Source organism: Xanthomonas sp. NCPPB 3005 (assembly GCF_041228095.2).
In the GTDB taxonomy this organism is placed as follows: domain Bacteria; phylum Pseudomonadota; class Gammaproteobacteria; order Xanthomonadales; family Xanthomonadaceae; genus Xanthomonas_A; species Xanthomonas_A bonasiae.
Genome location: NZ_CP166096.2, coordinates 3,523,092 through 3,547,025, shown reverse-complemented (window position 1 = coordinate 3,547,025; position 23,934 = coordinate 3,523,092). Strand labels below are relative to the sequence as shown.

Annotated in this window: 19 protein-coding genes and 1 tRNA gene; 13 read left to right on the top strand and 7 right to left on the bottom strand. The window is 71.0% G+C overall.

Annotated features, from left to right (window positions below; translation table 11 throughout):
• Positions 1-157 precede the first annotated feature (157 nt).
• The 4 genes from AB8810_RS15305 (at position 158) to AB8810_RS15290 (ending at position 7,602) form a co-directional block, all read left to right on the top strand.
• Positions 158-4,525 carry a DEAD/DEAH box helicase gene (locus AB8810_RS15305; protein WP_369914113.1) on the top strand — a complete coding sequence of 1,456 codons (4,368 nt, stop codon included), beginning with the start codon at positions 158-160 and terminating at the stop codon, positions 4,523-4,525.
• A gap of 487 nt (positions 4,526-5,012) precedes the next feature.
• Positions 5,013-6,671 (top strand): methyl-accepting chemotaxis protein, encoded by a 1,659-nt coding sequence (locus tag AB8810_RS15300; RefSeq protein ID WP_369914112.1) that lies wholly within the window; start codon positions 5,013-5,015, stop codon positions 6,669-6,671.
• Positions 6,672-6,681: 10 nt separating this feature from the next.
• Positions 6,682-7,200, top strand: a complete 519-nt coding sequence (locus AB8810_RS15295; protein WP_179563866.1) for a chemotaxis protein CheW — start codon at positions 6,682-6,684, stop codon at positions 7,198-7,200.
• A 234-nt stretch (positions 7,201-7,434) separates the two neighbouring features.
• On the top strand, positions 7,435-7,602 hold the full coding sequence (locus AB8810_RS15290; protein WP_191824700.1) for a hypothetical protein: 168 nt from the start codon (positions 7,435-7,437) through the stop codon (positions 7,600-7,602).
• A gap of 114 nt (positions 7,603-7,716) precedes the next feature.
• Here the strand turns inward: AB8810_RS15290 and AB8810_RS15285 are convergent.
• A tRNA-Ala gene (locus AB8810_RS15285) sits at positions 7,717-7,792 on the bottom strand.
• Positions 7,793-8,050: 258 nt separating this feature from the next.
• Between AB8810_RS15285 and AB8810_RS15280 the strand changes: the two genes are divergently transcribed.
• Positions 8,051-8,455 (top strand): H-NS family nucleoid-associated regulatory protein, encoded by a 405-nt coding sequence (locus AB8810_RS15280; RefSeq protein WP_191824694.1) that lies wholly within the window; start codon positions 8,051-8,053, stop codon positions 8,453-8,455.
• Positions 8,456-8,747: 292 nt separating this feature from the next.
• On the opposite strand, the gene rnd is transcribed toward AB8810_RS15280, so the two are convergent.
• Positions 8,748-9,833, bottom strand: a complete 1,086-nt coding sequence (gene rnd, locus AB8810_RS15275) for a ribonuclease D (protein ID WP_191824693.1) — start codon at positions 9,831-9,833, stop codon at positions 8,748-8,750.
• A gap of 103 nt (positions 9,834-9,936) precedes the next feature.
• Between rnd and AB8810_RS15270 the strand changes: the two genes are divergently transcribed.
• On the top strand, positions 9,937-11,829 hold the full coding sequence (locus AB8810_RS15270) for an SUMF1/EgtB/PvdO family nonheme iron enzyme (RefSeq protein WP_369914111.1): 1,893 nt from the start codon (positions 9,937-9,939) through the stop codon (positions 11,827-11,829).
• Positions 11,830-11,911: 82 nt separating this feature from the next.
• Positions 11,912-12,823 (top strand): M48 family metallopeptidase, encoded by a 912-nt coding sequence (locus AB8810_RS15265; RefSeq protein WP_191824691.1) that lies wholly within the window; start codon positions 11,912-11,914, stop codon positions 12,821-12,823.
• An 81-nt stretch (positions 12,824-12,904) separates the two neighbouring features.
• On the opposite strand, the gene AB8810_RS15260 is transcribed toward AB8810_RS15265, so the two are convergent.
• The gene (locus AB8810_RS15260) at positions 12,905-14,677 is read right to left on the bottom strand and encodes a von Willebrand factor type A domain-containing protein (protein ID WP_369914110.1); all 1,773 of its coding nucleotides are present in this window, start codon (positions 14,675-14,677) and stop codon (positions 12,905-12,907) included.
• A gap of 175 nt (positions 14,678-14,852) precedes the next feature.
• Here AB8810_RS15260 and AB8810_RS15255 point away from each other — a divergent pair, with 175 nt between their 5' ends.
• Positions 14,853-15,311: a DUF6491 family protein gene (locus AB8810_RS15255; RefSeq protein ID WP_369914109.1), complete on the top strand. Its 459-nt coding sequence runs from the start codon at positions 14,853-14,855 to the stop codon at positions 15,309-15,311.
• A 139-nt stretch (positions 15,312-15,450) separates the two neighbouring features.
• On the opposite strand, the gene AB8810_RS15250 is transcribed toward AB8810_RS15255, so the two are convergent.
• The 4 genes from AB8810_RS15250 to AB8810_RS15235 form a co-directional block, all read right to left on the bottom strand.
• Entirely contained in the window at positions 15,451-15,729 is a 279-nt protein-coding gene (locus tag AB8810_RS15250) for an oxidative damage protection protein (protein WP_369914108.1), read from the bottom strand.
• Between the two features lie 30 nt (positions 15,730-15,759).
• The gene (gene mutY, locus AB8810_RS15245) at positions 15,760-16,821 is read right to left on the bottom strand and encodes an A/G-specific adenine glycosylase (RefSeq protein WP_369914107.1); all 1,062 of its coding nucleotides are present in this window, start codon (positions 16,819-16,821) and stop codon (positions 15,760-15,762) included.
• Between the two features lie 162 nt (positions 16,822-16,983).
• A complete protein-coding gene (gene ftsY / locus AB8810_RS15240) occupies positions 16,984-18,345 on the bottom strand; it encodes a signal recognition particle-docking protein FtsY (RefSeq protein ID WP_369914106.1) in 1,362 nt (453 codons plus the stop codon).
• 176 nt (positions 18,346-18,521) lie between these two features.
• Complete coding sequence (locus tag AB8810_RS15235; RefSeq protein ID WP_179563877.1) at positions 18,522-19,229, bottom strand: AraC family transcriptional regulator; 708 nt, start codon at positions 19,227-19,229, stop codon at positions 18,522-18,524.
• 177 nt (positions 19,230-19,406) lie between these two features.
• Here AB8810_RS15235 and AB8810_RS15230 point away from each other — a divergent pair, with 177 nt between their 5' ends.
• Genes AB8810_RS15230 through AB8810_RS15210 form a run of 5 tightly spaced genes read left to right on the top strand, consistent with a single transcriptional unit; the run spans position 19,407 to position 23,933 of the window.
• The gene (locus AB8810_RS15230) at positions 19,407-20,348 is read left to right on the top strand and encodes a 4-hydroxyproline epimerase (RefSeq protein WP_179563878.1); all 942 of its coding nucleotides are present in this window, start codon (positions 19,407-19,409) and stop codon (positions 20,346-20,348) included.
• The gene (locus AB8810_RS15225; protein ID WP_191824685.1) at positions 20,345-21,445 is read left to right on the top strand and encodes an FAD-binding oxidoreductase; all 1,101 of its coding nucleotides are present in this window, start codon (positions 20,345-20,347) and stop codon (positions 21,443-21,445) included. Before AB8810_RS15230 ends, AB8810_RS15225 begins: the two co-directional genes overlap by 4 nt.
• An 8-nt stretch (positions 21,446-21,453) precedes the next feature.
• Positions 21,454-21,690, top strand: coding sequence for a (2Fe-2S)-binding protein (locus AB8810_RS15220; protein WP_179565526.1), 237 nt, complete (start codon positions 21,454-21,456; stop codon positions 21,688-21,690).
• The gene (locus tag AB8810_RS15215; RefSeq protein ID WP_369914105.1) at positions 21,683-23,023 is read left to right on the top strand and encodes an FAD-dependent oxidoreductase; all 1,341 of its coding nucleotides are present in this window, start codon (positions 21,683-21,685) and stop codon (positions 23,021-23,023) included. The genes AB8810_RS15220 and AB8810_RS15215 overlap by 8 nt, the downstream gene beginning before the upstream one ends.
• A 4-nt stretch (positions 23,024-23,027) precedes the next feature.
• Positions 23,028-23,933, top strand: coding sequence for a dihydrodipicolinate synthase family protein (locus AB8810_RS15210; protein ID WP_179563881.1), 906 nt, complete (start codon positions 23,028-23,030; stop codon positions 23,931-23,933).
• Position 23,934 lies beyond the last annotated feature (1 nt).

Genomic DNA, 23,934 nt, shown 5'->3' with positions numbered 1-23,934 from the left:
AAAACAGCTGCGCCGCGCATGCTCGCTTGATCGGGGCTGGTAACGTCACCATCTTGCGCATGCGTCATTGACGCGGTTGTCGCACCGAGGACAATCGAGACATTCCACCTTTCGCGCGCAGTGCATCCGATCGCAATCGCGCGCCGCAGGAGACCGCATGTCGCTCGTGCAAGCACGCTTCCATCCTGCCGTCGCCCGCTGGTTCGAGCGCTGTTTTGCCGCGCCGACGCCGGCGCAGCTGGCCGCATGGCCGGCGATCCAGGACGGGCGGCATACCTTGGTGGCGGCGCCCACCGGCTCCGGCAAGACCCTGACCGCGTTCCTCGCCGCGCTCGATGCGCTGCTGCGTGAAGGCCTGCGCGATGGCGGACTCGCCGATCGCACCCAGGTGCTGTACGTGTCGCCGCTGAAAGCGCTTTCAAACGATATCCAGCTCAATCTCGAGGCGCCGCTGGCCGGTATCCGCGCCGAGCTGGCCGTGCTGGGCCTGCCCGATGTGGAGATCCGCACCGCGGTGCGCACCGGCGACACCCCGCAGCGCGAGCGCGCGCAGGCGCGGCGGCGCCCGCCGCACGTGCTGGTGACCACGCCCGAGTCGCTGTACGTGCTGCTCGGTTCGGTGTCCGGGCGCGACGCGCTGCGCCACGTGCGCACGGTGATCGTCGACGAGATCCACGCGCTGGCCGCGAACAAGCGCGGCAGCCACCTGGCGCTGTCGCTGCAGCGGCTGCAGCAGTTGTGCGCGACGCCGCCGCTGCGCATCGGCCTGTCGGCGACGCAGAAGCCGATCGATGCGGTCGCGCGCTTTCTGGTCGGCAGCGCTGCGGTGCACGCAGGACAACCGGATTGCGCGGTCGTCGACATCGGCTACGCGCGGGCCCGTGATCTGGCGCTGGAGCTGCCGCCGACGCCGCTCAGCGTGACCATGTCCAACGACCAGTGGCAGCAGGTGTACGCGCGCCTGGCCGAACTGGTGCGCGCGCATCGCACCACGCTGGTGTTCGTCAACACCCGGCGCATGGCCGAACGCACCGCGCGGCACCTGGGCGAGCTGCTCGGCAACGAGGCGGTGGCGGCGCACCACGGCAGCCTGGCGCGCGAGGCGCGGCTGCTCGCCGAGCAGCGGCTCAAGGCCGGCCAGTTGCAGGTGCTGGTCGCCACCGCTTCGCTGGAACTGGGCCTGGACATCGGCGACGTGGACCTGGTGTGCCAGCTCGGCTCGCCGCGCTCGATCGCCAGTTTCCTGCAGCGCGCCGGGCGTTCCGGGCATGCCGTCGGCGGCACGCCGAAGGCGCGGCTGTTCCCGCAGTCGCGCGACGACCTGGTCGAATGCGCGGCGCTGCTCGACTGCGTGCGCCGCGGCGAACTGGATGCGCTGCGCATCCTCGACGCGCCGCTGGACGTGCTGGCGCAGCAACTGGTTGCCGAGGTGGCCTGCCAGGAATGGGACGAGGACGCGCTGTACGCGCTGGTGCGCGGCGCATGGCCGTACGAGACGCTGCCGCGCGAGCGCTTCGACACGGTGCTGCGGATGCTGAGCGAAGGCTTCAGCACGCGGCTCGGCCCGCGCGCCGGCTACCTGCATCGCGACGCGGTGCATCGCCGCGTGCGCGAGCGCCGCGGCGCGCGCATGGCGGCGCTGACCTCGGGCGGCACCATTCCCGAGACCGGCGACTACAGCGTGTTGCTGGAGCCGCAGGCCGAGACCATCGGCACGGTCAACGAAGACTTCGCGGTGGAGAGTCTCAGCGGCGACGTGTTCCAGCTCGGCAACGCCAGCTATCGCATCCTGCGCGTGGAGCCGGGGCGGGTGCGGGTGGAAGACGCGCGCGGCGCGCCGCCGAACATCCCGTTCTGGCTCGGCGAAGCGCCGGGGCGCAGCGACGAACTGTCGGCCGGGGTGTCGCGGCTGCGCGCGCAGCTGGAGCGGTGCCTGGAGCAGGGCGGTGCGGCGCAGGCGTTGGCCTGGCTGCACCAGGAGCTGGCGCTGGACGCCGCCGCCGCGCAGCAACTGGTGGACTATCTGGGCCGCGCCCGCACCGCGCTGGGCGCGCTGCCCACGCAGCGCTGCATCGTGCTGGAGCGCTTCTTCGACGACAGCGGCGGCACCCAGTTGGTGATTCACAGCGTGCATGGCAGCCGCATCAATCGTGCCTGGGGCCTGGCCCTGCGCAAGCGCTTCTGCCGCACCTTCAATTTCGAACTGCAGGCGGCGGCCACCGAGGACGCGATCGTGCTGTCGCTGTCGACCCGGCACAGTTTCGCGCTGGAAGAGGTCGCACGCTACCTGCATGCGTCGTCGGCGCTGGAGGTGCTGGTGCAGGCGTTGCTGGACGCGCCGCTGTTCGGCGTGCGCTGGCGCTGGAACGCCACCAACGCGCTGGCCTTGCCGCGCTTCACCGGCGGGCGCAAGGTCGCCCCGCAGCTGCAGCGGATGAAGTCCGAGGATCTGCTCGCCACGGTGTTCCCGGACCAGGTCGCCTGCGCCGAGAACCTGGTCGGCGAGCGCGAGATCCCCGAACACCCGCTGGTCGCGCAGACCCTGCACGACTGCCTGCACGAGGCGATGGACAGCGACGGCTGGCTGCAGCTGCTGCGCGGCATCGAGGACGGCAGCGTGCGCGTGCTGGCGCGCGATCTGGCGGCGCCGTCGCCGTTGGCGGCCGAGGCGCTGGACGCGCGGCCGTACGCGTTCCTCGACGATGCGCCGCTGGAAGAGCGCCGTACCCAGGCCGTGCACAGCCGCCGCTACCAGGATCCGGACAGCGCCGACGACCTCGGCCGGCTCGATCCGGACGCGATCGCCGCGGTGCGCGAGGAAGCCTGGCCGCAGCCGCGCAGCCGCGACGAGATGCACGAGGCGCTGGTCGCGCTCGGCGTGCTGACCGACAGCGAGGCCGCCGCACACGCGGCCTGGCCGAACTGGCTGGCCGAGCTGGCCGCCGACGCGCGTGCCACCCGCCTGCAGGGCAACGGCGGCGACGGCGTCGCGCTGTGGGTCGCGGCCGAGTCGCTGGCGCTGATCGCGCCGCTGTATCCGCAGGCCGCCGCGCAGCCGCGCATCGCCGTGCCGGAGGGCTACGCGATCGACGACTGGCAACGCGACCACGCACTGCGCGAACTGCTGCGCTCGCGCCTGGCGGCCCTGGGTCCGGTGACCGCGGCGGCGCTGGCGGCGCCGCTGCAGATGCCGCTGCGCGAGGTGCAGGCGGCGCTGCTGGCGTTGCAGCAGGACGGCTACATCCTGCCCGGCCGCTTCACTCCTGAAGCCGGCGACGACGAGTGGTGCGAGCGCCATCTGCTGGCGCGCATCCACCGCTACACGCTGGGCCGGCTGCGCCGCGAGATCGAACCGGTGGCGCCGCGCGACTACGCGCGCTTCCTGTTCCGCTGGCAGCACCTGGATGGCGAGGGCCGCGTCGCCGGCGCGGAGGCGCTGGCCAGCGTGCTGGCGCAACTGGAGGGCTTTGAGGCGCCGGCGGCGCTGTGGGAGGCCGACCTGCTGCCGGCGCGGGTGCGCGACTATGCCCCGGCCTGGCTGGACGAACTGTGCAGCGCCGGACGCACGCTGTGGACGCGCCTGCGCCCGGCAGCGACTGGCGCGGTCGGTGCGGGTGGCACGGGTTCGCTGCGCAGCACGCCGATCCTGCTGCTGCCGCGGCGTAGCGCCGCGCAGTGGTCGCGTCTGGCGCCGGCGGCGGCCGAACCGGGCACGCTCGGTTCGCGCGCGCAGAAGGTCGCCGATTACCTGGGGACGCACGGCGCCTCGTTCTTCGACGAGATCGCCGATGCGACGCGGCTGCTGTCCACCGAACTGGAAGAGGCGCTGGCCGAGTTGGTCGGCGCAGGCCGCATCCACTGCGACAGCTACGCCGGCCTGCGCGCGTTGCTGGTGCCGGCATCGAAGCGGCCGTCGGCGCTGGCCCGGCGCCGGCGCCGGGTGCCGCTGTACGGCATCCAGGATGCGGGACGCTGGGCGTTGCTGCGCGTTGCTGCGGATGCCGGCGACGCAGCGGCGCGGGGCGAGGCGCTCGAGCACCTGGCGCGGACTCTGCTGCGCCGCTACGGCGTGATCTGCTGGCGCCTGCTCGAACGCGAGGCGGCGTGGCTGCCGCCGTGGCGCGAGCTGCTGCGCGTCTGTCAGCGCCTGGAGGCGCGCGGCGAGATCCGCGGCGGGCGTTTCATCAGCGGGCTGTCCGGCGAGCAGTTCGCGCTGCCCGAGGCGATCGGCCTGCTGCGCCAGGTGCGGCGGCAGCCGCACGATGGCGCCTGGCTGTGCGTGGCCGCGGCCGATCCGGCCAACCTGCTCGGCAGCGTGCTGCCGGGCAACCGGGTGCCACGCGTGCCCGGCGCGCGGGTGCTGTATCGCGATGGCGTGCCGGTGGCGACGTGGGTAGCGGAGCGTTTCGAAACGTTGCAGGACCTGAGCGCGGCCGACAGCGCCGTGGCGCGGCAGCGGTTAACAGAGACGGCGACGTCCGGCACACGCGATGCCATCGCCGAAATGCTCGCCAGCCTTCGTTGAATACGCGGAATACGGATGTCGCCACGAAGCGGTATCGCGTAACACTAACTCATTCACATAACAACGCGGCGGCGTCGCGGTTGTGCGGTTTTCACGTCTTGTCTACAAATAACTTAGGTGTTCATCCCAGTTGTTCGTCACCTGTGCGCGGGCGAAAAACGGCGCACAGAACAAGTGCGGCATGCGTGTCGGGCCTGGCCCAAGCCTCCTGCTGCAGCGCATGAACACTGCGCGGAAAGGCTCGGCGCGTATTCATCGAAGCAGCGCAAATGTGCACATGTGTGCTGAATTCCGCAGTTGTGCGGCCGATTAAAGGCGACTTTCCGGTCTGCCGATAGCCTTCAAGCAACGGGCGACGCAGCGCCGCGCCGATAAAGCATGCCGCATGTGCCGTTGCGATCGTTCCCGATCCACGAGGTGCAACGGGAAGGGACATCCAGACGCGTCGTCGTGGCGCGGTCGTTAGCAAACAATCGGGGAAGACATCATGTTGGGCAATATGAAAATCGGCGTCAGGCTCACCTGCGCGTTCTTGATCGTGGCGGCCATCGGCGCGTGCATCGGCGCGATCGGCATCCGCAATTCCGGGCGCATCAACGACTACGCCACCGTGCTGTACGAGCGCGAACTGCTCGGCCTGTCCAACATCAAGGAAGCCAACGTCAACCTGATCTATGCCGGCCGCGCGCGTTCCAACCTGCAACTGGCCACCACCCAGGAAGAGCGCGCCAAGCATCTTGCCAGCATCGATAAATACACCGCGAACGTGATCGACTACGTGGCCAAGGCGCGTACCTCGTTCGAGAGTCCCGAGTCCAAGGCCAAGCTGGCGCGCTTCGACGAGGTATGGAAGCAGTACCTGACGCATCGCGCCCAGTTCATCGAAAAAGCGGCGCAGCAACCGCTGCAGCAGCCCAATCCGGAACTTATCGCGCTGTCAGCCACGGTGCGCAGCGCCTCCGACGAACTCGACACGCTGATGAGCGAACTGGCCGCCATCAAGGAAACCCGTGCGGCTGAGGCCAGCGCTGCCACCAACGCCATCCACGTCAGCGGCGCCAGGACGCTCACCGCGATCATCGCCGGCGGCGTATTGCTTGGCATCGGTCTGGGCTTTTTCATCAGCCGCAGCGTCACCAAGCCGATCGGCAAGGCGGTAGATGTCGCTAATGCGCTGGCCGATGGCGATCTGAGCATCCTAATCGAGAGCAGCTCCAAGGACGAGGCCGGGCAGCTGTTGCTGGCGATGCGGCGCATGGTCGAGAAACTGCAGCAGGTGGTCGGTGAGGTCAACGCCAGCGCGCAGACCCTGGCCGGCGCGTCGGAAGAAGTCAGCGCGACCGCGCAGTCGCTGAGCCAGGCGTCGACCGAGCAGGCCGCGGGCGTGGAGGAAACCAGCGCCTCGCTGGAGCAGATGACCGCCTCGATCGGGCAGAACACCGAGAACGCGCGCATCACCGACGGCATGGCCGCGCAGGCCGCCAAGGAAACGGTGGAAGGCGGCGAAGCGGTGGTCGCCACGGTGGCGGCGATGAAGCAGATCGCACAGAAGATCGGCATCATCGACGACATCGCCTACCAGACCAACCTGCTGGCGCTGAACGCGGCGATCGAAGCGGCGCGTGCCGGCGAGCATGGCAAGGGCTTCGCCGTCGTCGCCGCGGAAGTGCGCAAGCTGGCCGAACGCAGCCAGGTGGCCGCGCAGGAGATCGGCGAGGTCGCCGGTTCCAGCGTGGAGCTGGCGGAGAAGGCCGGACGCCTGCTGGAGACCATCGTGCCCAGCATCAAGAAGACCTCGGACCTGGTGCAGGAGATCGCCGCGGCGTCGCAGGAGCAGTCCTCCGGCGTGGCGCAGATCAACTCGGCGGTGGTGCAGCTGAGCCAGACCACGCAGCAGAACGCCACCGCGTCCGAGGAGCTGGCCGCGACCGCCGAGGAAATGAGTTCGCAGGCCGAGTACCTGCAGCAGTCGATGGCGTTCTTCCGCCTGGGTCACGCCGAGGCGCCGCGGCCGCCGCGCGTCGCCGACAAGCCCAGCGCCAAGGCGATCAGCGGCCGCGTCGAACCCAAGCGTGTGCGCCCGCGCGCGCCGCAGCCGGCCTACGCGATGGCGAGCCCGGACGAATCCCAGTTCGCCAGCTTCTGAGGAGCAGACCATGGGTACGCATCTGGACAACGCAGCGGCCGTGCCGCTGCAGACGCAGGAGGCGCCGTCGCAGTTCCTGACCTTCCAGCTGGAACAGGAACTGTTCGGGCTGAACATCGACGGCATCCACGAGATCATCGAATACCGTGCGCCGACCCCGGTACCGACCATGCCGGCCTGCGTGCGCGGCGTGATCAACCTGCGCGGCGCGGTGGTGCCGGTGGTGGACCTGCAACTGCGGTTGGGGCGCGCGCCCAGCCGCGTCACCCGGCGCAGCTGCATCGTGATCGTCACCGCCGAGGAAGGCGGCACGATCCAGGCATTCGGCCTGCTGGTCGATGCGGTCAGCGCGGTGCTGGACATCCCGGCGCAGCAGATCGAGGCGGCGCCGTCGTTCGGCAGCGGCATCCGCGACGAGTTGCTGCAGGGCATGGGCAAGCTGGAAGACCGGCTGGTGATCCTGCTGGATCGCGCGCGCCTGCTGCGCGTGGACGATATCGCCGACGTGGCGTTGCCGGCCGCCGCCTGAGGCGGCGCAACTGCGCCACTGCACCGGCGCGGTGGTTGGGCGACGCGGCGTGGCAGTGTGTACCCGGTGCCTGCGCAACGCAGGCGCTGCGGCCGCGGGCACCGCAGCTGGTGCTGCGCAGGCCAGAAGCGGCATCGTCCGAATCGACAGGCGGCTGCCGTGATATGCGCATCACGGCCGCCTCGCTAGTGTCTGCGCGACAGGGCATCCGCCCGCCATCGCGAGATCCGGACCATGGCAGACAACGACAAGCAGCCCGACGCGCAGCAGGGCATCCAGGACGGTCGGCAGGACCGCGCGCAGGACGAGGTGGCCAAGCAGCGCCCCGGACTGGAGGACCAGAAGTTGCGCGAAGCGCACGAGCGCGGACCCAAGTCCGGCGACGGCCAGAAGACCGGCTGAGCCGCGCTTCGCGCGCCGCCATCGGCGCGGCCCGCGAGGCGGCCGCGGCGTGCCGCCAGCGCGCAGACACAAAAAAGCCCCGGAGGCGACTCCGAGGCTTTTCGTCTGAACAAGTGGTGGAGCGGAAGGGGATCGAACCCTCGACCTTCGCATTGCGAACGCGACGCTCTCCCAGCTGAGCTACCGCCCCACATCAGACGCATAGTCTAACTGGCCCGGGGCATGCGTGCCAAGAGGGGCGATGCGAGGCGCCGGCGCGGCGCCTTCGCATCGCTGCCGGTCGGCCGCGGTTGGGGCTGCCGCCGAACGCGGAAATGAGGCGCCGTATCCGGGCAGCCGCCGGGCAGAGCCGATATAATCGTGAGCCGAAATCCTCGCCAGACGATTTCGTCGTTCCGGATGAAATATTCCGTCCGTTCCAAATCTTTTATCCACGGGTCTTTGAAAAATGACGGAAGTTCGCAACTTGCAGCAGATCGCAGAAGCCAAGGCCAAACTGCACGAAGAGATTCGCAAGCTGGAAGAGCAGGAGAAGCAGGCGCGCGAAGGCGAGACCAGCGCCGCGCACGCCAACATCCTGTCGCTGCTCGAGCAGTTCGCCGAGTTCTTCAGCGCCAAGCAGCGCAACGAGATCGCGGCCTACGTGACCAGCGCCGCCCCGAAGGTGGCCAGCGCCAAGTCCGCCGGCGGCCGCAGCGAGGTCAAGCCGAAGTACCAGCTGCCGCACACCGGTGAGACCTGGTCCGGCCGCGGCCGCACGCCGAAGGCGTTCGCCGCATGGGAAGGTACCGCCGCCTACAACGAATGGAAGGCGCGCCATCCGGATCTGAAGTTCCCGCTGGTCAAATACTGATCGGTCGAAAAAGGCCAGGCTTCCTGGCCTTTTTTATGCGCGCTGGTTTTATGCGGCCTTGGCGTCGTCCGCGCTTTGCCACGGATTAACCGTGGTGGAGAAGCGTTCGATGAAGGGGATGCGCCTGGATTGACCGAGGGCCGGGCGGCGGCATGGTCGTCGCTGTGACCCTTGCGCCGTTGTTCGCGGGCGACAGATCCCTGTAGGAGCGGCTTCAGCCGCGACAGACGTTATCGGTAACGCCCGTCGCGGCTGAAGCCGCTCCTACAAATACCAAATACCCTCGAATCCCTCAGCCCGCGCTGCCGAGCAGCGGCTGCAGCGTCGCTTCCAGTTCGCGCCGGCGCCAGCCGGCCAGCGGCTGCGGCCATTGGCCGCTTTCCAGCAGGGCTTCCAGGTGCTTGCGCGAGGCGAGCAGGCCGTCGGGCAGGCCGAGTTCGGCGCTGCGTGCGGACACCGCGTCCTGCAGCCGCTTCAAGGCCGCCTTGTTGTCGTCGCTGGAGGCCAGCGCCAGCGGCGCGTCCGCCTCGTCGGGCAGCGGCGTGGTCAGCGCCTGCCACAGCGCGTCGCCGAGCTTGCGCGGCGCCTTGGGGTGCTTGTCCAGCAGCGCCTGCAGCTCCTGGCGGTCGGCCGGGGGGAAGCGCGCCAGGGTGGCGGCCAGTTCGTTGTCCAGGATCCAACTGCGCGGCTTGTCGCTGTGCCGCGCCTGCACGTCGCGCCAGCGCAGCAGGCGCAGCAGGCGCTGCTGCGAGGGCCGGTCCATGAACTGCGCCGAGCGCATGCCCAGGTGCGGCCAGCGTTCGCCTTCGTCGTGCTCCACGGTGCCGAGCAGGCGCTCGCCGTCCTCGTGCAGCCAGGCGCTGCGGTCCAGCGTCTGCAGCCGCTGCTGCAAGGCGTCGTGGATCGCGAACAGGTGGCGCACGTCGTCGGCGGCGTAGTCCAGTTGCGCCGGCGACAGCGGGCGGCGCAGCCAGTCCGAGCGGGTTTCGCCCTTGGCCAGGTGCACGCCTGTGATCTCCAGCACCAGCTTCTGGTAGCCCATGCCGGCGCCGATGCCGGCCAGGCCGGCGCCGATCTGGGTGTCGAACAGGGGCCGCGGCAGCGCACCGCAGGCGCACTTGAACGCGACCAGGTCTTCGCTGGCGCTGTGCATGACCTTGAGGATGGACGGGTCCGACAGCCATGGCGCCAGCGCCTGCGGCATGCCGGGAATCAGCGGGTCGATCAGCAGGATCTCGTCGGCCACCGCCATCTGCACCAGTGCCAGTTGCGGCCAGTAGGTGCGTTCGCGAACGAATTCGGTATCCAGGCCGATCCTGGCCGGGCGCTGCGCCAGCCGTTCGGCCAGCTCGGCGGGTTGCTTGATCCAATAGGGCACGTGGTTTCCGTCGAATGCAGGGTTTGCTCAGGCAGGCGAGAATAGCCTAACGTCGGCCCGCCGGCCGCACGGACGGGGTGGCGCGGATGCCATCGGGAGGCCAATGTCGTTGGGAGGAAGCGTGCGTACGAGCGGCCCTGTGATCGCCTGGACCCTGCTGGTCGCGCTGGCGTGCGGCTGCAGCGGGCCGGCACCTGCGCCACCGGCGCAGCCCGCCAGGCCGGCGCAGGCGGCGGCAGCGGCGGCCGGCAAGCCGGTGCAGGCGCCCAGCGTCACCATCGGCGGCGAGGATGCCGCCGAGACGGTGGCGCGCTGGCAGCCGCCGCTGCCGACGCTCGAGCGCGCGCAACTGGCGCAGGCGCGCCGCGACGCCGCGCGCGCGCTGGCCGAGGATCGCCTGTTCGAGGACGCGCAGTCGGCGATCCCGCTGTACCTGGCGATCCGCGCGCTGGCGCCGCAGGACCCGGTCGCGCGCGACGGCCTGCGCAAGGCGCGACGCCGGCTGCTGCAACTCGGCGGCGACCTGCTGCGCGTATCGGAGCAGCAGGAGCAGGCGCTCGAGCGCGCCGATCGCATCGCGATGGTGGCGCTGTCGCTGGATGCCGACGATCCGGCGGTGCGGCGCCTGCAGCAGCGGGTGGAGACCGCGCAGCGGGTGCTGGCCTACAACCGCGCCGGCGAAGACGATCTGCGCGCCGGCCGGCTCGGCGAGGACGGCAACGGCGCGCTCGCCAACTTCCGCGAAGCGCTGCAGTTGGACGCGGACGATGCGCGTGCGCGGCAAGGCGTGGCGGCGGTGGAGAGCGCGCTGATCCGGCGCGCCGAGGCGGCCGCGACGGTGTCCGATTTCGCCGCCGCCGGCAGCTGGCTGGCGCGCGCGGCGCGGATCCGCGACGCCGCCGCCACCGTGCGCGACGCGCGTGCGCGGGTGGAAGGCGTGCGCACCGCGCGCATCGCCGCGCTGCGCGACGCCGGCCTGCGCGACCTGGCCACGCCGGCCGGACTGAAGGCGGCGCGCGAGAAACTGGGCGAGGTGCTGCGCATCGCCGATCCGGGCGATCCGGTGGCGGCGATGCTGCGCGAGCGCATCGACCTGGCCACCCACTACGGCAGCTTCCGCCCCGGCCAGGTGTTCACCGACGGCATGAGCAACGGCGAGCGCGGGCCGCAGATGATCGTGGTGCCGCACGGCGGCTTCCGCATGGGCGCCAGCGCGACCGAGCCGGGCGCGATGCCGGCGGAGCAGCCGCTGCACTACGTGCGCTTCGACCGCGGTTTCGCGATGTCGATCACCGAGGTCACCGTGGCCGAGTTCCGCCGCTTCGTCGAGGTCAGCGGCGCGCGGCCGCGGGCGACCCGGCGCGGGCATTCGATCGTCTACGACGAGCGCAGCGGCAACTTCGTGCGCCGCAGCGGCACCGACTGGCAGTCCGGTTACAACGGCGCGCGCGCCGCGCCGAACAGCCCGGTGATGCACGTCAGCGTGCGCGATGCCGAAGCCTACGCGGCGTGGCTGTCGCAGCAGACCGGACGCCACTACCGGCTGCCCAGCGAGGCCGAGTTCGAATACGCGCTGCGCGCCGGCGGCCGCGGCCGCTATCCGTGGGGCAACGCCGGCACGCCGCCGCGCGGCGCCGGCAACTTCACCGGCGGCGGCGACGTCTCGCCCAGCGGCCGGCACTGGAACAACGCCTTCGTCGGCTATGCCGACGGTTTCTGGGGGCCGGCGCCGGTCGCCAGCTTCAAGGCCAATGCCTGGGGCCTGCACGACATGGGCGGCAACCTCAGCGAGTGGGTCGCCGATTGCTGGCATTCCAGCTACCGCCGCGCGCCGGCCGACGGCGCCGCCTGGTACAACCCCGGTTGCCGCTCGCGGGTGGTGCGCGGCGGCAACTGGGCCAACGCGCCGGAGCAGACCCGTGCCGCCTGGCGCTTGATGCAGGACTCCGACACCACCAGCGCCAGGGTCGGTTTTCGCCTGGTGCGCGGAATTTGACGCGGCCGCGCACCGCACGTCGTTACAGTGCGCGGCACAGGCAGGCGCCGTCGCCGCCCACCAGCCAGCAAGGGGATTGGACATGAGCAACGTCTTCGGCCGCCAGGGCGGGGAACAGGGCGGAGGCCGTCGCGGGCCGCTGGGCGGGGTGCGCTGGCTGGTGCTGCTGGGTTTCGCCGTGTACGCGGGCTTCTATTGGTTCTCCAATCGCAGCGAGGATCCGTACACCGGCGAGAAGGTGCTGATCGACAATGCGCTCGGGGTCGAGGACGAGAAGGCGCTGGGCCTGCAGGCTTACCAGGAGATCCTGGCGCAGGAACATCCGGTCGATCCGCAATCGCAGGTGGCGCAGCAGGTGCGCGCGATCGCGCAGCGGCTGATCGCCAAGGTCGACGTGGTCGAGGACGCGCTGGCCGCCGAGCACGGCATGCAGGCCAAACACTATGCGCGCGGCTTCGACTGGGACGTCAACGTGATCGAGTCCGAGCAGGCCAATGCGTTCTGCCTGCCCGGCGGCAAGATGGCGGTCTACACCGGGCTGTTGCCGGTGGCCAAGAACGCCGATGCGATGGCGGTGGTGATGGGCCACGAGATCGCGCATGCGCTGCTGCGCCACGGTGCGCAACGCATGGCGCAGCAGAAGCTGACTCAGATCGGGCAGATGGCCGGCGCGGCCAGCGGCATGGACCCGCAACAGCAACAGATGGCGATGGCGGCGATGGGCTACGGCTACCTGCTGCCGTACGCGCGCAGCCACGAGACCCAGGCCGACGAGGTCGGGCTGATGCTGGCCGCGGCGGCCTGCTTCGATCCGCAGGAGGCGGTGCCGCTGTGGGAGCGGATGAGCGCCAGCAGTGGCGGCCAGGCGCCGCCCGAGTTCTCGTCCACGCACCCGAATCCGGGCACGCGGATCCAGAACCTGCAGGCGCTGATGCCCAAGGCGATGGAGTACCGGCAGCGCTTCTGCGAATCGGCGAAGACCGCGCAGCGTTGAACGTGGCGGCAGGCGCGGGCGACTGAGCCGGCGTCTGCGGCTGCGCATGTCGGGACGTGCGCAGCCTGCGCGCGCCTGCGCTCAGCGCGTGGACACCTGCGCTGCCGCCGCTGCGGCCGCGTCTGCCGCATCCACCGCATCCGCCACTTGTGGCGCGGCCAGGCGCTGACCGACCGCCAGCAATTCGACGAACTCGCGCCGGTCGCCGCTGCGGTCCTCGCCGGTCGCCGCGCGCGCCGCGTCGGCCACCTGCGCCCAGTCCCAGCCATCGATGTGGGTACCGCCGCGCAGCAGGTCGGCGTAGGCGGCGACCGCGGCAGCGAAACGCAGATCCGCGCTTGGCTGCGCCGTCGCCGCGGCGGTCGCGATCGTGCTCTGCAACAGGCGGCTGCGCTCCTGCCCCGGCAGCTTGTAGCGCAGCCGCAACTGCGCCAGTTCGCCGGCGTGCAGCGGCGTCTGCGCCGCCGGCGCCGGTGCGGCATAGCGCAAGGCCGGCAGGCGCTGCGGCGCGCTGCCCACCGGGGTGATCTCGTACAGCGCGGTGACGCTGTGGCCGGCGCCGATCTCGCCGGCATCGACCTTGTCGTTGGCGAAATCCTCGCGCGCCAGCAACCGGTTCTCGTAGCCGATCAGGCGGTATTCGGCGACCTGCGCCGGATTGAACTCGACCTGGATCTTGACGTCGCGGGCGATGGTCAGCAGCGTGGCCTGCATCTGCTGCACCAGCACCTTGTGCGCCTCGCGCGCCGAATCGATGTAGGCATGGTTGCCGTCGCCGACGTCGGCCAGGCGTTCGGCCATCGCGTCGTTGTAGTTGCCGCGGCCGAAGCCGAGCGTGCTCAGCGCCACGCCGCTGCGGCGCTGGTCGGCGACCAGGGTCTCCAGCGCGCCGCGGTCGACCGTGCCGACGTTGAAGTCGCCGTCGGTGGCCAGGATCACCCGGTTGCTGCCGCCGGCGACGAAACTCTTGCGCGCGGTCGCATAGGCCAGGCGGATGCCGTCGCCGCCGTTGGTGCTGCCGCCGGCCTGCAGCCGTTGCAGCGCGGCGAGGATCTGGGCATGGCGGTCGCCGGGCGTCGGCGGCAGTACCAGTCCGGCCGCGCCGGCGTAGACCACGATTGAGACGCGGTCCTGCGCGCGCAGCTGCGGCACCAGCATGGCGAAGGCCTGCTTGAGCAAGGGCAGCTTGTCCGCGCTTTCCATCGAGCCGGAGGTGTCGATCAGGAACACCAGGTTCGCCGGCGGCAATGCCTGGCGCGGGACGTCGTAGCCCTTGATGCCGATCATCAGCAGTTGCCGCTGCGGATTCCACGGCGCGGGCGCCAGTTCGGTGGATACCCGGAACGGCGTGTCGCGGTCGCGCGGCGCCGGGTGCGCGTAGTCGAAGTAGTTGATGAATTCCTCGGCGCGCACCGCATCGGCGGGCGGGCGCTGGCCATCGCGCAGCATGCGCCGCACGTTGGCGTAGCTGCCGGTGTCCACGTCGATCGAAAAGGTGGACAGCGGCTGTTCGCGCGCGCTGTGCACTGGGTTGTCGGTTGGATGTTCGTAGCGTTCGCGGTCCAGCGGCGGCATAGGCATGTAGACGTCGATGCCGGTATTGCCGGCCACCGACGGCGCGACCGACGCTGCGGCCTGCGCCGGCGGCGCGGGTGGGGATGGCGGGGCCAGCATCCGCGGCGGCGCGGGCTCGGCCAGGCGTTCGCTCGGGATGTAGGCCTCGGGCACGGCGGCGGCATCGATCGCCGCAGGCGCGCGTGCGGCGACGCGATCGTCGCTGGTGGTGCTGCAGCCTGCCAGCAGCGCGGCGAGGATCAGGGACGGCAGGACGGTGCGGTGCGGGCGTAGTTGCATGGTGGGCGCTCGGTGTGGGTCCGAGGCTGCAAACGCGCGATGGCCGGCAACGGGGTTGGGCCCCCGCCGCGGCTTCGGTCCGCCAGCTGCCTTGTGGCTGAACGCGCTGCGCGCACGCACGCGGCACGGCATGGCGCGGGTGCATCATTCGCGCATCGCCACCGGAGCATTCGCCATGAAACGTCTCTTGCTGTCACTGCTCGGACTGGCCGCGCTGGCCGGCTGCGCCACCAACCGGATCAGCGACGACGAGCGCCTGGCGCTGTACCACGCGCATGCCGCCGCGCCGGTGCGCGACTTCCAGTACTACAACCGCATCAGCGGCTGGACCGCGCTCGGCGACAGCGCGCTGGCGGTGTGGACGCGGCCCAACCAGGCCTATCTGCTGGAGCTGAGCGGCCGCTGCCCCGATCTGGACTTTGCGCCGACCATCGCCATCACCCACTTCAGCGACCGGGTGTCGGCGCGTTTCGACGACGTGCTGGTGATCGGCGGCAGCCCGGGCGCGATCCGCCTGCCGTGCCGCATCCAGAGCATTCGCCCGCTCGACGTGAAAGCGCTGCGTACCTCGGAAAAGGAGTTGCGCGAGGCCAAGGTGCAGGAGCGGGCGCAGCAGCCGGCGCCGGCGCAGTAGCGTCGGCGTCAGGCGGGTTGCGGTTGGTGTGGAAGCGGGCGGGCGCAGCGTGTAGGAGTGGCTGCGGCTGCGGCGGACTTTGCGGATGGGTTCTGTCGCGGCTGAAGCCGCTCCTACAGGGGGCGTGGCTTGCCTGGGCTCAGGATTCCTGTTCGGGTTCCACGTAGCCTTCGGGCTTGGGCGCGCCGCCCTGGAACAGGAATTTCTCCAGTTCCGTTTCCAGGAATGCGCGGTGCTTGGGATCGCGCGGCGACAGCCGGTTCTCGTTGATCAGCATGGTCTGGTGCGCCAGCCATGCCTGCCAGCCGGCCTTGCCGATCTGCGCGAACACGCGCTGGCCGATCTCGCCGGGATACGGCACGTAGTCGAGCCCTTCGGCGTCGCGTTGCTGGTACTGGCAGAAGACGGTGCGGGACATGGCGGTTCCTGGTGGCGCGGTGGGCGACGATCAGAGGCCGTCGAGCAGTTTGCGGATCGGGGCGGGCAGGCCGAGTGCGGACAGGTCGGCACGCGCGACCCAGCGCAGGTCGTCATTGTCGCGTACCGCGTCGCGCAAGGCGACCTTGCGCAGGCGCAGCGGCTGCAGGTGCAGGCGGTAGTGGCTGAAGGTGTGCACGATCGGCGGCATCGGCTCGGCATCGTCGAAGCCGCGGCCGCGGATCTCGCGTTCGAACCAGGCGCGCAGCGCGCTCTCGCTCTCGGCCTGCGGCAGCGTCCACAGCGAGGCCCAGATGCCGCTCGCCGGGCGCCGCTGCAGCAGCAGCTCGCCGGCGGCGTTTTCCAGCAGCAGCGCCAGCGCTTCGCGTTCGGGCAGGGTCTTGCCCGGTTTCGGTGTGGGCAATGCCTCGACCAGGCCGTCGCGGCGCGCCACGCAGTCGTCCTGCAGCGGGCACAGCACGCAGGCCGGGTTGGCGCGGGTGCACAGGGTGGCGCCGAAATCCATCTGCGCCTGGGTGTAGTCAGCCATGCGCCCGTCGGCGACCGCGGCCACGTGCGCCTGGGCGATCGCCCACAGCGGTTTCTCCACCGCCGGCAGGCCCGGATAGCCGGCGATGCCGTGGTAGCGGGTCAGTACGCGCTTGACGTTGCCGTCCAGGATCGGGAAGCGGTCGTTCCAGGCCTGGCTCAGGATCGCGCCGGCGGTGCTGCGGCCGATCCCGGGCAGCGCGTGCAGCGCATCGAAATCGCGCGGCAGTTCGCCATCGTGCAGCTCCACGCAGCGCTTGGCCGCGGCATGCAGGTTGCGCGCGCGGGCGTAGTAGCCCAGCCCGGCCCATTGCGCCATCACCGCATCGGTGCCGGCCGCGGCCAGATCGGGCAGGGTCGGAAAGTGCTGCAGGAAGCGCAGGAAATACGGGATCACCACCGCGACCTGGGTCTGCTGCAGCATGATTTCCGACAGCCATACGCGATACGGGCTGCGCGGATGCTGCCAGGGCAGGTCGTGGCGGCCGCTGCGGTCGAACCAGGCGAGCAGGCGGGGGGCGAAGGTGTCTGGGGGCTGGCGCATGCTGGCTTTGTCTTTCCTTCTCCCCTCGGGAGAAGGTGCCCCGAAGGGGCGGATGAGGGTACGGGCGAAGCACAGCGCGGTTCGGACAGCGCAAGTGCCTGCGCAGCGGACTTCGCCGTACCCTCACCCCAACCCCTCTCCCGACGGGAGAGGGGCTTTGGGTCAGGCGCCCAGCGCTTCCGGCAGCAGGGCGTCGACGAAGGCTTCGGCGTCGAACACGCGCAGGTCTTCCGGGCGCTCGCCGATGCCGGCGAAGCGGATCGGGATGCCGAACTCGCGCGCCAGCGCGAACACCACGCCGCCCTTGGCGGTGCCGTCGAGCTTGGTCACCACGAGCCCGGTGACGCCGACCGCGGCGTGGAACTGGCGCAGCTGCGACAGCGCGTTCTGGCCGGTGGTGCCGTCGATGACCATCAGCACTTCGTGCGGCGCGGCCGGATCGAGCTTGCCGAGCACGCGGCGGATCTTGCCCAGTTCGTTCATCAGCCCGGTCTGGGTATGCAGGCGCCCGGCGGTATCGGCGATCAGCACCTCGGTGCCGCGCGCCTTGCCGGCCTGCAGCGCGTCGAACGCGACCGAGGCGGCGTCGGCGTTCTGGCCCTGCGCGATCACGGTGACGCCGTTGCGATCGCCCCAGGCCTGCAGCTGCGCCACCGCGGCGGCGCGGAAGGTGTCGCCGGCGGCCAGCATCAGGCTGTGCCCGTCGTCCTTGAAGCGCTTGGCCAGCTTGCCGATGGTGGTGGTCTTGCCGACGCCGTTGACGCCGACGGTGAGCACCACGAACGGCTTGGCAGTGCGGTCGATCTGCAGCGGTTTGGCGACCGGCAGCAGGATCGCGATCAGGTCGGCGCGCAGCGCGCGCAGCAGCGCCTGCGCATCGACGAATTCGCGCGCCTTCATGCGCTTGCGCAGGTTCTCGATCAGCGCGGTGGTGGCCGGCACGCCGACGTCGGCGGTGATCAGCGCGGTCTCGATCTCGTCGAGCAGGTCGTCGTCGAGCTTGGGATTGCGCGAGAACAGGCCGCCGAAGCTGCGTGCGATGGCGCTGTTGCGCAGGCGTTCACGCCAGCCCGGCTTGCCGGCAGGTGCGGCCGGCGCGGCGTCGCTGCGCTGCAGGTCGTCGCCTGCGGCGAGCGCGCTCGCCGCAGGCGTGGGCATGGGCGCGCTGGGCGTCGCCGCGGCGGGAACGGCCGGGGCGGGAACGCGCGCTTCCGCTGGCGCGGTCGGCGCCTGTGGCGGCAGCGGCGTTGCGCCGGGGTGTGGCACGGCGATCGGGGCGGGCGGCAGCGGTGCGGCGTCGGCGCTCGGACGGCCGCTGTCGCGCGCCACCGGCGCTGCGGCTGGCGCCGCGTGCGGCGGTGCCTGCTCAGCGACAGGCGCTGCAACGGCGGCGGGCTCGGCGGCAGGCGCTGCGCCGGCCGGCTTGGGGAAGGCGGCGGCCAGTTCCTCGATGCTGTAGCGCTGGGTGCTGCGGCTATCGCCAGCGTGGTCCTGGGGCTTGTTGCGACGGAATAGGCTGACCATGGATAACGCGTGTACCGGAAACCGGGAATGCTACCACTAGCGCCTGTTAGGCCCCTGTGGGGCCGGGATTGGGGATTGGGGATTCGGGATTGGGGATTCGCAACGGCGGCATTTTTGCCTCCTGCAGAGGCAGCGCCCTTACGAATCCCCAATCCCGAATCCCCAATCCCGGCCTCTCAGAGCTTGCCCTTCATCGAGCGGTAGTCGCGCGGGGTCATGCCGACGGTGGCCTTGAACTGGCGCGCGAACGCGCTCTGGTCGGCGAAGCCGCAGGCCTGGCCGATGCTGGCGATGCTGTCCTCGCCGTGCAGCAGGCGCATCGCCGCTTCGATGCGCATCTTGGTCAGCAGCTGTTGCGGGGTCAGCTGGAACACGCGGCGGAAATGCCGTTCCAACTGCGCCACCGACAGTTCCGCCAGGTCGGCCAGGGTCTGCACGCGCAGGTTGTCGCCGTAGTGGGTCTGCATGTGCTCCATCGCGCGGCTGATGCGTTCGTAGGCCGAATGGCGGCTGTCGGGCTGGCCCAGGTCGCGGGAGATGCCGACCACGCCGATCACTTCGTTCTGCTCGCACAGCGGGCGCTTGAAGGTCAGGCACCAGCCCGGGGTGCGGTTCGGGAACAGGTGCACTTCCAGCTGGTTCTCGATCATTTCGCCGCACAGCACGCGCCGGTCCTGCATCAGGTAGCTGCCGCCCAGCGGCAGCGGGAACACTTCCAGCGCCGATTTGCCGATCAGGTCGGCCCGGTACTTCTTGCCCAGGCGCCGCACCAGGGTCAGGTTGACGTGGGTGTAGCGGCCGTCGCGGTCCTTGACGAAGAACACCACGTCCGGCAGCGCATCGAACAGCGTCTGCATCTCCAATGCGGAAATCAAAGTATCCATCTGCACTCACCGGGCGGTTGTAGGCTGCGGCGGCAGGCAAGCCGCGGCATGCCCACCCCTGAGCACCGATCCTAGCCTAAACCGGGCCTGCGGGGACGCCGGGGTTGTGCGAATTTCCGCATTTATGACAAGCAAACGCTGCTAGCCGCCGGCGGCCCGGAATGTGAGCATGGACCTATGCATACACTCGATGTGATCGACTCGCATACCGGCGGCGAACCGACCCGTGTCGTCGTCGCCGGCTTCCCCGACCTGGGCACCGGCCCGCTGGCGCAACGGCGCGATCTGTTCCGCGATCGTTTCGATCGCTGGCGCAGCGCCATCGCCTGCGAACCGCGCGGCTCGGACACCATGGTCGGCGCGCTGCTGCTGCCGCCGATCGCGGCCGACGCCTGCGCCGCGGTGATCTTCTTCAACAACGTCGGCTACCTGGGCATGTGCGGCCACGGCACCATCGGCCTGGTGCGCACGCTGGCCGAGCTGGGCCGGCTGGCGCCGGGCACGCACCGCATCGAGACCCCGGTGGGCACGGTGGGAGTGGAGCTGCACGGCGACGGCCGGGTTTCGGTGGACAACGTGGAAAGCTACCGCCATGCCGCCGGCATCGAGGTGCAGGTGCCCGGCTACGGCCGCGTGCGCGGCGACGTGGCCTGGGGCGGCAACTGGTTCTTCATCACCGAGCAGACGCCGTGCGCGCTGGAGCTGCGCAACCAGCGCGCGCTGACCGCGTATACCGAGGCGCTGCGGCTGGCGCTGGAGGCGGCCGGCATCCGCGGCGCCGACGACGGCGAGATCGACCATATCGAGATCAACGGCCCGGCGCCGGACACCGGCGCCGACGCGCGCAACTTCGTGCTGTGCCCGGGCCTGGCCTACGACCGTTCGCCGTGCGGCACCGGCACCAGCGCCAAGCTGGCGTGCCTGGCCGCCGACGGCAAGCTGGCCGCCGGCCAGGTGTGGCGCCAGGAGGGCATCCTCGGCAGCCTGTTCGAAGGCAGCTACGTGCCCGGCACCCGCGGCGTGCTGCCGCGGATCACCGGGCAGGCGCACATCACCGCCCGCGCGCAGCTGCTGATCGATGCGCAGGATCCGTTCGCCTGGGGCATCGGCGCGGGATGAGCGGTTTCGACCTGATCGTCGTCGGCGCCGGCATCGTCGGCGCGGCCTGCGCCGATGCGGCCGCCGCCGCCGGGCTGCGGGTGGCGATCGTCGAGTCGGGCACGATCGGCGGCGGTTCCACCGCCGCGGCGATGGGTCATCTGGTGGCGATGGACGACGATCCGGCGGAACTGGCGCTGTCGTCCTATTCGCTGCGCCTGTGGGAAGAATTCGCGCAGTTGCCGGCGGCCGAGTTCAGCCGCTGCGGCACGCTGTGGGTGGCGCGGCAGGCGCGCGAGCTGGAGGCGATCCCGGCCAAGATCCAGCGCCTGGCCGCGGCCGGCGTGCATGCCGAGGCGATCGATGCCGAGACGCTGTACCGGCTGGAGCCGGCGCTGGCGCCGGGACTGGCCGGCGGCATGCGCGTGGCCGCCGAAGCGGTGGTGTATCCGCCGCGGATGGCGCGGCATCTGGTCGAGCGTGCGCTCGCCGCCGGTGCGCAGCTGTTCGCCGGGCGCCGCGCGCTGGCGCTGGCCGCCGGCGGACTGCGCCTGGACGACGGCAGTACCCTCAGCGGCCCGGTGCTGGTCGCCACCGGCTGCGCGTTGCCGGAGTTGCTGCCGGAACTGCCGATGCGCGCGCGCAAGGGCCAGCTGGTCATCACCGACCGCTATCCGGGCTTCGTCGGCCACCAATTGCTGGAGCTGGGCTATGCCGACAGCGCGCACGGCAGCGACGGCAGCAGCGTGGCATTCAACGTGCAGCCGCGGCCGACCGGGCAGATCCTGATCGGTTCCTCGCGCGAATTCGATGCCAGCGACCGCAGCGTGTCGATGCCGATGCTGCAACGCATGCTCGAGCGCGCGTTCGCGTTCCTGCCGGCGTTGCGCCAGTTGCAGGCGATCCGGGTGTGGACCGGGCTGCGTCCGGCCACGCCCGACGGCCGTCCCTACCTGGGCGCGGTGCCCGAGCGTGCCGACGTGTGGGTCGCGGCCGGCCACGAAGGGCTGGGCGTGACCACCGCGCTGGGCAGCGCGCGGCTGTTGCTGGATCTGATTTTGCAGCGCACTCCCGTGCTGGACCCGGCGCCGTTCGCGCCGGCGCGGGCGCTGTCGTGAGCGCGCCGATGCTGCGCCTGCAGATCAACGGTCAGGCCGTCGAGGTACTGGACGGCAGCAGCGTGGCCGCGGCGGTGGCGCAGGTCGCGGTGCATTTCCGCCGCTCGCGCAACGGCCAGCCGCGCGCGCCGCTGTGCGGCATGGGCGTGTGCAGCGAATGCCGGGTGCGCATCGACGGCCTCGGCCAGTTGCGCGCCTGCATCACTCCGGTCCGCGACGGCATGCAGGTGTGGACCGATGGCTGAGCCGCGCGCGCTGCAGTACGACGTGGTCGTGGCCGGTGCCGGTCCGGCCGGACTGGCGGCGGCGCTGGCCGCCGCCGGGCATGGCCGGCGCGTGGCGCTGGTCGATCTGCAGGCGCGCGCCGGCGGCCAGATCTGGCGCCACGACGTGGCCCATGCGCCGCCGAAGCTGGCCGCGCGGGTGCTGGCGCAGCTGGCGGCGAGCAAGATCGAATTTCTGTCGCAGACGCAGTTGCTGATGGCGCAGGACCGGCAGCTGCTGGCCGATGGCCCGCAGGGCGCGCGCTGGATCGGCTACGACGCGCTGGTGCTGGCCACCGGCGCGCGCGAACTGCTGCTGCCGTTCCCCGGCTGGACCTTGCCTGGCGTCACCGGCGCCGGCGGCGCGCAGGCGCTGGCCAAGCAGGGCTGGCCGCTGGCCGGCAAGCGCGTGCTGGTCGCCGGCAGCGGTCCGCTGCTGCTGGCCAGCGCGGCGACGCTGCGCCGCCACGGCGCGCAGGTGCTGGGCATCGTCGAACAGGCGCCGCTGCGCGCGCTGGCCGGTTTCGCCGCGCAGCTGCCGTGGCGCTGGCCGGACAAGGCGCTGCAGGCGCTGAGCCTGCGCGCGCAGCTGGCCGGCGTGCGCTATCACAGCGGCAGCGTGGTGCTGGCGGCGCACGGCGACAGCCAGCTGCGGTCTGTGGAGATCGACGGCCCGCGCGGCCGCCGCCGCCTCGAGTGCGACCAGCTGGCGGTCGGCTACGGACTGGTGCCGAACGTGGAGCTGGCGCAACTGCTCGGCTGCCGCCTGGCGCGCAGCGGCGCGCATCCGTGCGTGGCGGTGGACGCGCAGTTGCGTACCAGCGTCGAAGGCGTGTACGCCGCCGGCGAGGCGCTGGGCATCGGCGGGCGCGATTGCGCGCGCGTCGAAGGCGCCATCGCCGGGCACCTGGCGGCGGGACAGGCGGCCGCGGCGCAGGCATTGCAGCCGCAGCGGCGGCGCGCGCGCGCGTTCGCCGCGTTGCTGCAGCGCCAGTTCGCGCTGGACCCGCGCATCCACACGCTGGCCGCGGCGGACACGCTGGTGTGCCGTTGCGAGGACGTGCCGCTGTCGGCGCTGCGCGGCCATGCCGACCTGCGCGACGCCAAGCTGGTCTCGCGCTGCGGCATGGGCGCCTGCCAGGGCCGCATCTGCGGCAGTGCGCTGACCGAGCTGGGGCTGGCGCCGCGGCACGACGATTTTTCCGACGACGGCCGCCGGCCGCCGCTGTTTCCGGTGCGCCTGGACGCGCTCGCCCAATCGCTTCCCGATCCGCTTCTTCCCGAACCTCCACTCACAACCCTCGACAAGGTGTAATCCCATGAGCAAGGCTTCTTTCTGGTACGGCGTGCTGCCGGCCATCACCACTCCGTTCAACGCCGACGGCAGCATCGACCACGCGTTCCTGGCCAAGCATGCGCAGGTCATGGTCGACGCCGGCTGCACCGCGATCGTGCCGCTGGGCTCGCTCGGCGAGGCCGCCACGCTCAGCTTCGACGACAAGGTCGCGATCCTGAAGACCCTGGTGCAGGCGCTGGACGGCCGCATCCCGGTGGTGCCGGGCATCGCCGCGCTGTCCACCGACGAGGCCGTGCGCCTGGCGCAGGCGGCCAAGCAGGTCGGCTGCGGCGGGCTCATGGTGCTGCCGCCGTACGTGTACTCCACCGACTGGCGCGAGATGGGCGCGCATGCGCGTGCGGTCATCGCCGCCACCGACCTGCCGGTGATCCTGTACAACAACCCGGTCGCCTACAAGACCGATTTCAGCCCGGCGCAGATCGCCGAGCTGGCCGCCGAATTCCCGAACCTGCAAGCGGTCAAGGAATCCTCCGGCGACGTGCGCCGCTTCGCCGCGCTGGGCGAGTTGCTCAACGACCGCCTGGTGCTGCTGGTGGGCATGGACGATGCGATCGTCGAAGGCCTCAGCATGGGCGCCAAGGGCTGGATCGCCGGCCTGGTCAACGCGTATCCGAAGGAGTCGGTGAAGCTGTTCGAGCTGGCCCGCGACGGCGGCTACCCGGCGGCCAAGGCGCTGTACGACTGGTTCCTGCCGCTGCTGCGCCTGGACACCGTGCCCAAGTTCGTGCAGCTGATCAAGCTGGTGCAGGAGAAGGTCGGCCTGGGCAGCGAGCGCGTGCGCGCGCCGCGCCTGGTCGTCGACGGCGCCGAGCGCGAAGCGGCGCTGAAGGTGATCGACCACGCCATCGCCACCCACCCCGGGCTCTGAG